11 protein-coding genes are annotated in these 14646 nt (G+C 37.2%); 5 read left to right on the top strand and 6 right to left on the bottom strand.

Translation table 11 applies throughout. The annotated features are described in order from the left end of the window. Positions 1-48: 48 nt before the first annotated feature. Entirely contained in the window at positions 49-561 is a 513-nt protein-coding gene (locus JKA74_RS16500; protein ID WP_201432334.1) for a hypothetical protein, read from the top strand. Positions 562-672: 111 nt separating this feature from the next. Here JKA74_RS16500 and JKA74_RS16495 read toward each other — a convergent pair whose 3' ends face one another. The 6 genes from JKA74_RS16495 to fabG all read right to left on the bottom strand — a co-directional run bounded on the left by JKA74_RS16495 (position 673) and on the right by fabG (position 10404). Next, positions 673-2688 (bottom strand): OmpA family protein, encoded by a 2016-nt coding sequence (locus JKA74_RS16495; protein WP_201432333.1) that lies wholly within the window; start codon positions 2686-2688, stop codon positions 673-675. Positions 2689-2707: 19 nt separating this feature from the next. Further along, a complete protein-coding gene (locus JKA74_RS16490) occupies positions 2708-3391 on the bottom strand; it encodes an OmpA family protein (protein WP_201432332.1) in 684 nt (227 codons plus the stop codon). A gap of 107 nt (positions 3392-3498) precedes the next feature. After that, the gene (locus JKA74_RS16485) at positions 3499-5787 is read right to left on the bottom strand and encodes a patatin-like phospholipase family protein (protein WP_201432331.1); all 2289 of its coding nucleotides are present in this window, start codon (positions 5785-5787) and stop codon (positions 3499-3501) included. A gap of 46 nt (positions 5788-5833) precedes the next feature. Then, positions 5834-7129 (bottom strand): peptidoglycan DD-metalloendopeptidase family protein, encoded by a 1296-nt coding sequence (locus JKA74_RS16480; protein WP_201432330.1) that lies wholly within the window; start codon positions 7127-7129, stop codon positions 5834-5836. A 295-nt stretch (positions 7130-7424) separates the two neighbouring features. Then, entirely contained in the window at positions 7425-9497 is a 2073-nt protein-coding gene (locus JKA74_RS16475; RefSeq protein ID WP_201432329.1) for a hypothetical protein, read from the bottom strand. Positions 9498-9654: 157 nt separating this feature from the next. After that, entirely contained in the window at positions 9655-10404 is a 750-nt protein-coding gene (fabG, locus tag JKA74_RS16470) for a 3-oxoacyl-[acyl-carrier-protein] reductase (protein WP_201432328.1), read from the bottom strand. 42 nt (positions 10405-10446) lie between these two features. On the opposite strand from fabG, the gene JKA74_RS16465 reads away from it, so the two are divergent. From JKA74_RS16465 to JKA74_RS16450, 4 genes are all read left to right on the top strand, one after another. Further along, positions 10447-11670, top strand: a complete 1224-nt coding sequence (locus tag JKA74_RS16465) for a glycosyltransferase family 39 protein (protein WP_201432326.1) — start codon at positions 10447-10449, stop codon at positions 11668-11670. A gap of 60 nt (positions 11671-11730) precedes the next feature. Continuing rightward, the gene (gene lpdA / locus JKA74_RS16460) at positions 11731-13122 is read left to right on the top strand and encodes a dihydrolipoyl dehydrogenase (protein WP_201432325.1); all 1392 of its coding nucleotides are present in this window, start codon (positions 11731-11733) and stop codon (positions 13120-13122) included. 96 nt (positions 13123-13218) lie between these two features. Further along, a complete protein-coding gene (locus JKA74_RS16455) occupies positions 13219-13785 on the top strand; it encodes an RNA polymerase sigma factor (protein ID WP_236587866.1) in 567 nt (188 codons plus the stop codon). Beyond that, positions 13782-14597: an anti-sigma factor gene (locus tag JKA74_RS16450; protein ID WP_201432323.1), complete on the top strand. Its 816-nt coding sequence runs from the start codon at positions 13782-13784 to the stop codon at positions 14595-14597. The genes JKA74_RS16455 and JKA74_RS16450 overlap by 4 nt, the downstream gene beginning before the upstream one ends. Positions 14598-14646 lie beyond the last annotated feature (49 nt).

Genomic DNA, 14646 nt, shown 5'->3' with positions numbered 1-14646 from the left:
GCGGATTGCCTAAGTAGTAAACTGAAATTTTTGTACTTTTAAATCGCCATGCTTTATACAGTGGCGTTGTATGCAATGCCTCAAAGAAAAATGTCAACAAAGAAGAGGAAGAACTATACTAACTCAACATTATTGTTTTGTCTTGTTGGATTGTTTATTCCAGGACTGACAATTTATGTAATACTTGGAGCTCAATTAATAATCGAAAAATTAGGAGTAAAATGTCATTTTATTTGGCCGATCTTATGGACAATAGCAGCAATTGGAGCAATTGTAACTCCATTAATTTTTGTTAGATTAATGAACAGTAAACTTAAAACAGGTTACAATTATCCAAACAATAAGATTTTAAATTTCAATATTATTGAGTTGACATTCATCCAATGCGCACTCGGAGCATTTTTTTCAAATGCACACACTTTGTGCTATGGTAATGGAGGACAAAATGGACTGGAATATATATTTACAGGTTGGTTAGCCTTACCCCTTATTATAATATTTAGTTTAATTTTCGATAAATTGAGAGCTAATAAAATTAAGGAAATTAAATTGAACAGGTAATTCTCTACAAAACCCATTTTCATGAGAGCCAAAAAAAGAGGAACCCATTGGCTCCTCTTTAAGATTTAACTTCCTTTGTCTTATATGGATTCTAATTGCCAATAGGCTCTATTAATCAATCTTAAAGTTTACACGCCTGTTTTTAGCCCTATTTTCCTGAGAGGTATTAGGCACGGCCGCCTGTGATTCACCCATCCCTTTAAAACTCAGCCTTTCCTTGCTTACACCATTTTCCACAAGGAAATCCACCACAGACTTAGCGCGATTTTCCGATAATCTTTGGTTGTATTCCTCAGGGCCAATATCATCAGTATGGCCTATGATGTTTACTGTAATGTTTTCATTCTCTTCCATTACTTCTACCATACGCTGCAATTCTGATTTACTCTTAGAAAGTAATGCATAGCTATCAAAGTCAAAAAACACATTATTAAGCGAGATTTCTGCTTTTTCTTTCACAGGAACCATGATCATATCATTAGTAAAGCTTTTTGACTCCCTTTGATTGGTCAAATCAACATTTTCACTCATTGGCAAGTACCCATCTACTTTTACGATGTACTGATACTCTTTACCAGCGGGCAAGGCAATTTGGTAATCTCCGGTAGTGGGGTCTGTTTCCACACGCCCTACTTCTTTTCCATCCTCCAGCGTTTCATAGGTAACCACAGCTGCCAAAGGTGATTGTGTTTCGCCATCCATCACCCTACCTGAAACTGTTATAACAGGATCAATTTCGTAAAATAATGGCATAGGTAACCTATAAATATTCATATCCCCTAAAGAATCCTCTTTAGTATAATAGGCAAAATTCCCTTCTACAGGCATGGTGAAAAATAAATCATCACCCTCTGAATTTACCTGAGGCCCCATGTTAAGCGGCTCACTCCAGTTCTGCCAGGTATCGTCCAACCTCCTGCTCATGTAAATATCTCCTTTACCAAATCCTACATATCCTTCTGATGAGAAGAACAACGTTTTATCATCGGATGCAAGAAAAGGGGAAGTTTCCGGGGAAGCAGTGTTAACATCTTCCCCGAGATTCATTGGGGCAGTCCAGGTGCCATCACGCTGCATAAAGCTAACATACAAATCCCTGGCGCCAAAACTATCATCTCTTTTGATGGACATAAGCATTGTTTTTCTACTGTTGGCCATATAGAAATTTGCTTTTTCCGACATATTGTAGAAGTCGTCTATGGTTAAGGCAGTTGGCTCTGACCAGCTGTCACCCTTCTTGGAACTGAGGGAAACGCCTGAAACCAGCTTTTTTTTCTTCTCATCATACTCATTTCCTATCAGCAAAACCAAAGTATTCCCATCGGGCGTAATGGAGCTTATCCAATTGGGCTCTGCAGTATTTAATGGAGCACCTACATTCCTTGCCAATGTCCATTCATTGGTAACCGTATCCAGATCACTCACCCATATATCTTCATAATCTTCCACTCCTCCCATATTCTCAGGATGAAATTTCCTTCCAAAAAACAATTGTTTTCCATTAGGACTTAAAGTGGGGCCAAGTTCCTCATAAGGGCTATTCACTTTTTCACTCAATTTTTCAGCTTCCAGTTCCTCTTTTACATTGGGAACCAATTCCAATTGCAGGTCAATAGGTGTTTCCGAGTCTGTGATACCAATGGCATCAATGCTGTAATAACCGGGAACGGCATCTCCCTGAAATTCCAACTTTACTGCAGCTACATTATAAGAGGTTAGTTCTGTGAACAACCTTAAAAACCTTCCCGGCTGACTAATAACTACAGGCTCCCTTTCAATGATTAAATATTCTTTTCCACTTTCATCATAGAAGTAAATCCTGGAAAGCGTACTTGGATTATAAGATTCTGCAATGGCAATTTGTCTAATAGGTTTAGGATTACTAAAACCTACTTTAACAAACTCCACTTTGCCGGGTCTGCTGGGTGTCCATGCATTTGGACTTCCCTCGCCCCAGGGATATACATTGGGCTTACCCAATAATTGCTTTGTTGAAAATTGGGTCTCATCAAGTTCAGAGGAATAATCAATCACTTTGTCTGCCCACTGAACATCTTGTGCAATCAAGGATGTACTAAAAGATTGGATCACAATAATTGTTAAGATAGATAGTATTGTTTTTTTCATATTATTCAATTTATGCAGTTCATTCCGTTTTAAGGATTCGGGCTTGTACTCTTCTATTCATTAGTTTAGCTTCTTCTGTATTTTCCCTACTTATAGGTTCCGATCCTCCAAAAGCTTTGGTTTTTATTCTCTTTGAAGAAATACCTTCTTCAATTAAATACTTCTTCACAGATTGAACTCTTCTTTCACTTAAGCGCAAATTCGCATTGGCACTTCCTCTGAAATCTGTGTGGCCCTCCAACTGGATTTCCATTCCGGGGTAATCATTTAACATTTTCACCAATTTATCAAGCTCATGATAGGAATCTTCTAAAATATTGGCTTTTGCCTGATCAAAATTAATATTCAAACTTAAGAGGGTTCCTCCACCATTGGGGATCATTTCAAAATGTAACGGCTGTAAATCAGAATGGATTACAATTTCCTCTAAAATTTCAATGTAACCTTTTGCCTTAACTTTAACTTTATAGCGTTTTTGATCCTCCACCCTAAAAGAAAATTCACCGGAATTTGCATCTGATTGGAAAACCCGGTTGTCTGCCCCATAAGGTAAGCTCTCTAAGATAATTGTGGCTGAAAGAGGTGTTCCGAGGTTTTTATTGCTTACTTTACCTTCCAAAACTATCCAATTAGCGTTAGGCTGTGCCTGGCTTTGAAGAATACATAAATAAAATAATACGGAAATTAAAAATAGTTTTAACATAAAACCTATCTTGAATAAGTAAATTCAGTTTTTTCAATCAAAATCATGTACAAAACTAAGATATAATTCTGATATTAATTAACTTTTTTAGATAAGATAGTGAGGAGTTATTCAAGTGGCTTTTGATTAAACATTAAAAAACCAATGTTTAACAAAACAAAGAATGGATTTTCATCATCATAGTAATGAGCAGAAAGGCTGATGGGCCCTATTGGTGTTTTGTATATAAAGCTACCCATTGCAGCCAGGTGGTACTCAGGCGACAGTCGGCTCCGATTCACCACACCTTCATTTTCCTCCCATGTGAAGAAAGGTTTAAAGCCATGTAATTCCGTTCGAAAAGATAAGTTTCTGTAAAGATGGAGGTGATATTTAATACCTCCTGCCAAAAAGAAGGGGGACCTGAAATTGGCAAGGAACAAACTCGCACTTTCAAATGTAGGATGATAAGCTGGAGTGTTTAACAAGGTCCCATTCAAATTCTGGAAAGGATCCATGGTGCTGGCTTTCATATTGGCAACCACACCAAACTCCCCTACTTTTAGTGGCCAATAATTTTCATAATAAGCATCCATTTGTAACCAACTATGCTTATCCGTTATTTGTACCAGGTCAGAGGTAGATCCCGGTGTATAATCTTCACTTCCTAAATTATGGGAAATATTCACAAAATAATTCCTGCCTCTTGTAGGAAATACTCTTTCATTCAGGTTATTGTATTTTATGGAAACTCCATGGTGTAGCCCATAGAAAAAGTTAGCATCGAGTGTATCAGAAGATTGAAATCCATTGGAGTTGCCGTACCTGCTGTTCTTCTGCAAAAAACTTGACTTTAAATTGATTTTGAATTTCTGTCTGAGCGGAAAGGCAAAATTTATACCGTAATTTCTATCAAACTGAACAATATCAGTCACATTCCTGTCAGTTAAAAAACTACTGATACCCAGATAATTCCAACTATTATAGATGAAATAAGGCTCCAGGTAGAATGGAAAATCAGATGGGATATTAATGCGTAAATTATATTGAAAAGATTTATAGAATTCCCCAATTCTTCCATTTAAATTATGGCTATAAAGCCAGTTGCCAAGCACATCCAGCTTTGCTCCGAAAAATATATTGCTTAACCCACCTGTTGCAATATTTCCCCCTAATTGCAATCTGATCTTTTCGTTTTTGTCCGAATACAATGAGAAAATATACTTTTGGGTTTTATAGTCAAACTTTATTTCAGGAAAGATGTCGGAGAAATAAGGTTCTGCCACCAGCTGATAGTAGTTTGCCCTAATATTATCAATAGATAATTCAGAGGTAGTTTCCTGGCTCAATACTTTTCTAATATATACCTCTTGCTTTTTTTCAAACCCTTCAAAAGAGATACCGGAAAAAATTAAAGGTTTTTGCTTTTTCTTAAACTTCAACCGGGATTCCTTCAGGACAGAAGGATCAGACCTTCTTTCTATTGCTGCTAAAATATCCGGCATTGCTTTCATAGTGGATACATAGCCACTATCAATTATTTCTCGTGATCCTTTGAATTTAAATCCGGAAAAGCCCTCCAGATTGGGTTCTATATAAAAATTATCTTCTCCCAGGCTTCCCGGGTCAGCCTTGTCCATCATCATATACAATAATGAAGAAGAAATAAGTTTTTGATCCATTTGAGCAGGATAAGTTTCATATACCTTGGCAGATACATTTACCCCGATAATTTTATCCGGGTTATATGATTCTTTCATTGGTTCTACAGGGAAATTATTATAGATGCCCCCATCAAAAATATATTGCCCATTAATTCTGATAGGTCTATATACAAATGGCACCGACATAGTAGCCCTCATGGATGCCCCCAGATTACCTGAATCTAACAAAACGGTTTTTTGAGTAAACAATTCTGCCCCTATGGCAGTAAAAGGCACAAAAAGTTGAGAAAAATCAGCATTTGCCACCTGATTAGCGGCAGCCATATTTTCAGCAAGAGCAAAGTTTAAGGCCAAATCATTGGCCAACTTGGGATTAAATTGGGCGTCAAAGGTGGAGTCTACTCCTAAATTCACTTCAAGCCATTTTGGAACAGGATCTGATTCTAAATAGTAAACCTGATATTGATCCGGTATTTCACCATTTACCCACTTAAGAAATTCCGGACTAGTAGCTATGGAGTCAATTTCGTCAGGAGTAAAGCCTGCGGCATACATTCCTCCAATAATACCTCCCATGGAAGTACCCACTATATAATCAATAGGAATGTTGTTTTCTTCCAGGGCCTTTAAAACACCGATATGTGCCAGCCCTTTAGCGCCTCCTCCACTTAATACCAAGCCGACTTTTTGCCCTTTTATATTTGTACAAAATAACAATATCAGTAAACTGACAGCAAGAAACTTAGAGGGCATTTAATAGATTATTTACAGTTATCAACGAGTAATAAAGTAAACAATTTTATTTAACTCCTGCTAATAAAACTTCTTTAGTTTCTTCAGGATATTCTATTAAGTCCAATTGTGATCTCACAAAATCCCTATACCTGTTGTAGGTAGTCATAAAATCTTCCATAATCGGCTCTGAAGATGGTAAATCAACTTTTAAAGCATCCACCTGTTGGCCATTTTTCCAGAACCTGTAACAAAGGTGAGGGCCTGATGCAAGACCTGTGCTTCCCACATAGCCTATTAATTGTCCTTGTTTCACTTTACTCCCGGATTTTATTCCTGATGCTATCCTGGACATATGGAGATATTGTGTAGAATACGTCCCGTTATGACGGATTTTAACATTTTTACCATTGTATTTTTCATAAGCTGCTTTAGTGATTACTCCATCGCCAGCAGCGTAAATCGGAGTACCTGTTGCAGCCGCATAGTCTGTTCCCAGGTGGGCTTTATATCTCTTCTGAACAGGATGAAATCGTTTTTTAGTATACCTTGAACTTATCCGTGTAAATTTCACAGGATAACGCAAGAACGCCTTTCTCAAACTTTTACCCTCTTCATCAAAATAATCTGTACCATCACCCTGATCAAATGCTATTGAAAGAAAAGGGCTGTTATAATGAATTAATTCTGCTCCTATTATTTCCTCAATGCCTACAGACTGTCCTTCAATTGTTCTTTCAGTATATAATATTTTAAATTTATCGCCCGGATATATCTTAGTGAAATCAATTTGCCATCCATACATATCAGCTACCAAATCGACCAGCTCAGGAGTACCGCCATTTCTGATTATTTCATTGTATAAAGAAGAAGTAATTACACCACTTAATGATTTTTCCTGAATTTCTATAGGTCGTTTCTCCATGTGCACAGAGATTGAATCCCTCAAATTAAAAACTACATATTCTTCCGGATTAGGCTCGTAAACTAACGCTTTGGCTGAAGGTAGCGAGTCAATATCCTGATAAATAATAGTGTACTTTTTGTTCGGGGCAATTTTCCTCACATCAAAGATGTTTTTGGCTTTGTTGGCCAACTGAAAAATAACCTGATGTGACACATTATAGGCTAACAAAATATCTGAAATACTTTCATTTCTTTTTACTGAATTTTCAGCTATCTGGAATGAATCCACCACCATACCATATAAAACCGTGGGTTCAGGAATCACTATTGCAGTTTCAACGCTATCAATAACCTCCAAATCAGCCTCCGAGAGAATGCTTTGGTTTTGATAAGAATATAAATAAACGGATAAGATTACAGCTAATGAGAGAACGAGAGTAATACCTTTCTTGAGCATAATTTGTGATTGTTGAAAAAACGAAGTGACAATATTATTATATTTTTCACAATATCAATGGGTTACCCCAGATATTATGAAGCATTAGTTTAATTTTTAGTGTAATATTTGGGCATTTTAGCAAAAATTTATGGATGTTTAAGAAAAAACGCTTTTCAGAAAGCAATTCAATTCCTTTCCAGACTTGATAACTACATCAGTAGAGATAATATTTTACAGGATCAGAAATAAATTTACAATCCAATTATTCACTTTAAGTATATGTAATTATTAGGGATATATAATTGTTTTTTATTTAGTATGAACCATAATATCTTCTCATAAACCATTCCAGAAACAATATCAAAAAGACTATTCCATAAAGCCAATAATTTTCCGTCAGTGGTTGTTTTTCTATTTTACCACTTACAATTTTAGGATACTCTTTGTTGGTTAAATATTGCAACAGAGAATCTGTTTCATTCGCATAAAAGAACTGTCCCTCATTTTTATGAGCCACTCTTTTCAATAATTCAAAATCGGCCACCAAATTCTGTTGCTCTATTGCAAAATTACTCACTACAAATTGGCCGGAAGCGGTATGTCGTTTACCTGAGATTTCTGTTACAGCTGTATATCTGTAAATACCAGAAGGCAAAGCCCTGAGTTCAAAATCGGGTTGTACTCGGTCAGGGGTGAACTGGAACTCAAAACTACTATCCGCTTCATTCTTTAAAATAAGGTTTACCCGATTACCATAAATCCTGTCATAAACTTCATTGTATTGCTCCACCCGAAAAATAATTTGTTCAGTATCTGTAAACTCATCCTTTGCAGTATATAATTTAAATTGATCCTTCTCATTATTGGCTGTCAGGTAACGAACAGATTTCATTACCCATTCATCGAAAAATTCAAAACTCCCCGTATTCATATGTTCCACTAACCTCCATTTCCAAAAGCCCTCTATCAATAAAGTGGCCTGACGTGTTTCATCATCGGTATAAAAAACAAAAAGTGGTTTATCTGTTTTTACATTTCCAATTTGTCGGAAAAACAAAACTTCGGCCCTGGGGTTTACTTTGTAATCAACAAAAGGCACATTTATAGGTGGCAGTTTGTTAAGTTGGTTTTTCTGCCCGCTTGTGAGCTCAAATTTATTGAAGTTGGAATTGATATAAGCACCGGCTTCATCTGTATCTGTCCATTCTTTAAGTTGAACGGATTTATTGTAGCTATTATGACGATCAATATCCATCCCAGGCCCGGTAATTACCCATAGAGGAACATTCCGTCTGCTCAACTCCCGTATTTCCGCCTGAAAAGAGTTCGCTTTATCAGGAAGGTGAAACAATATCGCTAAGTCATATTCTTCTTCTTTATATTCATCAAGGCCTGCTACAACAAGGTGAATTTCATAGTTCTCATTTTGAGAGATCGACTGCTGGAGTGCTTTTACATCGGGATGAGGAGCTCGTGCCAATAAAAGGATTTTCTTTTTCCCTTCCACTACATTCACATAAGCCATTTGTTGGTTGTTCCTTTTATTGAATTCCTCCTCAAATGGTTTTGCACGAACAGTATAAGATTGGTAGCCTTTTTCATCCGCCTCCATTAGAAATGTGACTTCTTCTACTGAAGAACCAGATTCAAAAGTGATGGTTTGTTCTTCAATAAGTTTTCCGTTTTTGTAAATCCCCACTGTAGTTTCTTCACCCTCCCATCCATTTTGTACAATTTCTGCTACAACGGGAAACTTGTTACCTTCATAGGATACTTTGTTATAGCGCAAATTCTTGAGCTCCACATCTTTTTTTTCTATAGTATCGCCTATTCCGACAGTACTAACAGTAAATGGGTAGGCAAAATATTCAGGTGAAATTCCTCTGTTAAAAATCCCATCTGAGAACAATACAACTTCTGCAATTAGATCATTGTCGTATTGGTTAGAGATTTGCTTAAGACCGGGATCCAATGGACTCACAGGAGTCACCTGATTTACCGAATCCACCCCCAAAAGATTTTCTCCTTTTAAATTAATGATGTCAACATTTACTTCTTTTTCATCCCGAAGTTTTGTGGCAATGCTGTTCACTTCCGTCCAGGTTTGTTGGATTTTCTCATTGGGAAGACTGTTTTGGATCGATTGTGAATCATCCCATAAAAAAACGATGTTGGCTTTTTCAGATTGAGAAGTCCTGTTACTCAGAAATGGTTCAAGAAAAAGAAAGGCTATTAAGGAAACACCAAGGAAACGAAGAACAAACAAGGCAATATTCCAATTCCTGGGCCATGGCTTTTTACCAAAAGCATATAATATATAGGCATAAGCAAGTCCTATGAGGAGGCATACAATAATCCAATAAGAAGATAATGCTGAACTGAGCATAGAAACTTTAAAAGCTAGGATGAAATCCTATTTTGAAAAATAGAATCGATTAAACATTACTGATAACGCAGAGAAATCAAAGGTAGTGAATACCAGTCCATTTAGTATAATTGAAATCCCTAAAATTATTCAGGGATTTCAATTACGGCATTCTATATTAGGTAAGCATTCCACCATCGACATGAATTACCTGGCCTGTAACATAGGCCGACATATCAGAACCTAAAAACACACAGGCCTCTGCCACATCTTCCGGCTTGCCACCTCTTTTTAAAGGAATAGCATCTCTCCAGCCTTGAACTGTTTTTTCGTCCAGGGCATCCGTCATTTCTGTTTCAATGAAACCGGGAGCAATAGCATTGGAGCGTATGTTCCTGGAGCCCAATTCCAAAGCAACTGATTTGGTGAATCCAATAATACCGGCTTTGGAAGCTGCATAATTAGCCTGGCCTGCATTTCCCTTAATCCCCACTACGGATGTCATATTGATAATGGATCCGCTTTTCTGCTTCATAAAAGTACGGGTAGCTGCTTTCACAGTATTAAAGCATGATTTCAGGTTCACATTAATTACATCGTCCCACATTTCCTCACTCATGCGCATCAATAAATTGTCTTTGGTAATACCTGCATTATTGATTAAAATATCCAATGTGCCAAAATCAGCCACCACATCATTGATCAGTTTTTCCGCAGCTGAAAAATCAGAAGCATCGGAACGGTAGCCTTTAACTTTTCCCCCAAATGCGGCCAGTTCCTTTTCAAGAGCCTCTCCTTTTTCTACACTCGAAAGATAAGTGAATGCTACATTAGCACCTTGTTGGGCATATTTTTGAGCAATGGCTTTTCCAATACCTTTGGAAGCACCGGTAATTAATGCTGTTTTTCCTTCTAATAATTTCGTCATATTTGGTTTTTAGTCGATTAATGGCTTAAAATTACATTTAAGATGCAAATTAAGAAACTTATCAGCAAATTAGAATTTAATCCTGCTCAAAAGCTACCTGAGATAAATATGTTGAAGCCATCTTCTGTTTCAAAACGAACTGAATTGATTTTATTGGGCGCCTGTTTACTTTTTGCCACAAGCATACTGCTCTATTGCAGCTGGGGAGGCTTAATCTGGACCTCCGATTCATTTCAATACTGGGCAGCTTCCAGAAGTTTCCAGGCTGAAGGTATTTTTTTAAGTCATGATGGAGGAAGCTATATTTATTGGCCTCCCTTATTCCCCATGCTATTGAGTCTGTTTTCATCAGAAAACGCCTATTATTTTGCTCACATTCTCCTGTTTAATGCAGCTCTGCTTTGTATTTATCTTTTCCTCAAGCAAATAAGCTCATCCAATAAAACCGCCTTAATCGTTTTATTCATTTTCTGTATTAGCCTGTTCCCTTACTTAATGTCTACATTTTTATGGACTGAAATATTCTTTACACTGCTGTTATATGGAGGGCTATACACTTATGCTAAATGGGAAAAGAACCATAATAACTTCTCTTACCTTATATGGATCCTTGTTTTTTCAGCCATGTGCCTGCAACGCAATGCGGGGATTTTTATCATGGCAGGGATATCCATTTACGCTTTAACCCAATTTTCAAGAAACAAAAATTACAAAAAGCTATTATTAAATGCCGGAGGAGTTCTTATAGCTGTATTGCCTAACCTTATTTGGAACCTCACCATAATGAGTAAAGCTTCAGACCCTTCATCTGAAATAGAAATAAATTTTTTCAACGGTCTTTTTATCAATATATCAAATATTTTGATCAGGCTATTTCATTTTATTTTCCCTGCCCAACTCCTTGGTATAGTTGATTTCATAGCAATCATCTCAATGGTTTTAATATTAGCCATATTAATCTTGAAAAAAAGCCATTCATTGGTAACCATTTTAATGATGGTTTATTTAACGATGTATTCGTTTATGCCACTTATTGAGGCAGATAGTATAGACAGATTCTTAGCACCCATTTTACCACTGTTTATTTTACTTTTGGTCAACCTGGCATCTTCCTATTCATTAATGAAGGGTTTCCTATTTCGATTCGGTATTGTTTTATTAATTTCCTTATTCGTGATTTATAATGCCGGAAGAACGTATAAAAACATTAAAATGTGGCATGAGCGAAGTATTGTAAATCCTAAGGGAGCCAAAATTTTTTTCTAGGGGCAAATCCATTAAATTTGCAGACGAAAAATCAGTATTCATAAAAATAAAAATATAGATATGGCTTCGAAATATGATATTATTGTTGTTGGTACCGGCCCCGGAGGTTACGTGGCAGCCATCAGAGCAGCTCAATTGGGTAAAAAAGTGGCAGTAGTGGAGAAAGAAAGTTTGGGTGGTATTTGCCTTAACTGGGGATGTATCCCTACAAAGGCATTATTAAAAAGTGCCAATGTTTTTGAATACATCTCTCATGCAAAAGATTACGGAATTGATGTGAAGGATGCATCTGTTGATTTTGCAGGAATGGTCAAGCGAAGCCGTGAAGTAGCCAATGGCATGAGCAAAGGTGTTCAGTTCCTGATGAAGAAGAATAAAATTGATGTCATCATGGGCTTTGGTAAACTAAAAGCCGGTAAGAAAGTAGAAGTGGATAATGATGGCAAGAAAACGGAATATACTGCTGACAACATCATTTTAGCCACAGGCGGAAGGTCAAAAGAATTGCCTAACCTGAAAATAGATAACAAAAAAATTATTGGGTACAGAAAAGCCATGTCTCTGGAAAAACAGCCAAAATCTATGGTGATAGTAGGCTCAGGAGCTATAGGTGTTGAATTTGCTTATTTCTACAATTCCATTGGGACTGATGTGACTATTGTGGAGTTTCTGGATAAAGTGGTTCCTGTAGAAGATGAAGAGGTTTCTAAAGCCTTGGAGAAAAATTTCAAAAAAGCGGGTATTAAAATAATGACCAGTTCACAGGTAACTGAAGTGGATACAAAAGGTAAAAACTGTAAAGTAACTGTGAAAACAGCCAAAGGCGAGGAGCATTTGGAGTGCGAAATTGTTCTATCTGCAGTTGGGGTATCTACAAATCTTGAAGGAATTGGGCTGGAAGATGTTGGCGTAGCCACTGAAAAAGGAAAAGTGATTGTTGATGATTTCTACAAAACTAATGTAGAGGGTGTTTTTGCCATTGGAGACATCGTTCACGGACCTGCGCTGGCCCACGTTGCTTCAGCCGAAGGAATTATCTGTGTGGAAAAGATTGCAGGAGAGAACCCTCAACCATTGGATTACGGCAATATCCCCGGATGTACTTATTGCAGTCCTGAAATTGCCTCAGTAGGTTATACTGAAAAAGCTGCTAAAGAAGCAGGCTATGATATTAAAATTGGTAAGTTCCCATTCTCTGCATCAGGAAAGGCAAGTGCTGCCGGTGCCAAAGATGGTTTCGTGAAACTGGTTTTTGATGCTAAATATGGAGAACTGTTAGGTGCTCATATGATTGGCGCTAATGTAACCGAAATGATTGCTGAGATTGTGGCCATCAGGAAATTGGAAACTACCGGGCATGAATTGATTAAAACAGTACACCCACATCCAACAATGAGTGAAGCTATCATGGAAGCGGCAGCAGCTGCTTATGATGAAGTGATCCATTTGTAAAAATATAAATTTGAACAAAAAGCTGTTGGGAAAGGATATTATATTGAAATCTCTCAACAGCTTTTTTTATTTGAATTTATATCATTTTATTTACCCTTGAAGAAACAACCAAAAATCATTAGCACCGCTATAAAAATATCAGAAGAAGTATTAATAAAAGAGCTACAGGCCAAAAAGCCCGCAGCACTGGAATATTTATATGATAACTACAGTAGCGCGTTGTATGGTGTAATAATCCGGATAGTAAAATCCGAATCTGTAGCTCAGGAAGTGCTTAATGATATATTTATGAAGGTCTGGAATAATTTTTCTGCTTATGATGCCGGAAAAGGCCGCCTTTATACCTGGCTGGTGAATATTAGCCGTAATGCATCCATAGATAAAATCCGATCTAAGGAAATAAAAAAAACCTTTAAAACCGATTTAGTTTCAGACAACGTACATGCAATTGATCATTCCAACTCTCATACTCTTTACACTGATGGCATTGGACTTGAAAAAGTACTGGATCAGCTTCCGGAGGAATTGAGGTTTATTATTGATCAAATGTATTTTAAAGGCTACACACAAACTGAAATTGCCGAAGAATTCAGTATTCCTTTGGGAACTGTAAAAACAAGGGCAAGAACAGCCATGCGTGAACTAAGGGCATTATTATTGTGAATATCGAGAATTACATATCGTCAGGCATCATAGAAGCCTATGTTTTGGACCAGCTTACGGAGCAGGAAAGGAAAGAAGTGCAAATATTAGCCGAGAAACATCCGGAAATTCGCCAGGCAATTGATGAAACAGAAGAAACTTTGTTTGCGATGGGGCAAGCTGGAAGCGTAGCACCTCCCGGTTCATTAAAAAAAGACTTATTTTATGATTTAGGAATTGACTTAAAGCAAAATCCGGAAAATAATAATTTCACTGAAGAAGTCCGCAATGACGGTAATACCCAATCTTTTTATCCTTACCTCACTGCTGCCGCAAGCATTATTGCGATACTGGGAATTGTTCTCACCTTTTATTATCGTGGGCAATGGGTAGAATCTGAACAAAGGCTATCCGCTTTATATGCCCAGAATGAAACCCTGGCACAGCAGTATAATATAGTAAAGAACCAGTCAGATCAATACGCCAGCAATATGGAAATTTTACGCCAGCCCGGCATTGAAAATGTACCACTTGAGGGGTTGGAGTTGTCTCCTGATGCTCAGGCGATGGTTCATTGGAATAAAAATACCAATGAAGTGTATTTAAATGCCAAGAAAATGCCTGCCAATGAAGTAGCACAACAATACCAATTATGGGCTATTGTAGAAGGCAAACCGGTGGATATGGGAGTATTTGATGTGGGTGGTGACATGACTTCATTGCTCAAAATGAAAAGCGTGGATAAAGCTTCAGCTTTTGCCGTTACCCTGGAACCAAGAGGAGGAAGCGAAAATCCTACCATGGAAAAAATGTATGTAATTGGCCAGATTTAATCATAAATTGGTTAATTACGAATTAAAAACATTTACAAATATGAAGATA

This window comes from Marivirga aurantiaca (assembly GCF_016679925.1).
Classification (GTDB): domain Bacteria; phylum Bacteroidota; class Bacteroidia; order Cytophagales; family Cyclobacteriaceae; genus Marivirga; species Marivirga aurantiaca.
Note: the sequence above shows the minus strand (reverse complement) of the source record. Positions and strands in the feature narration are given on the sequence as shown.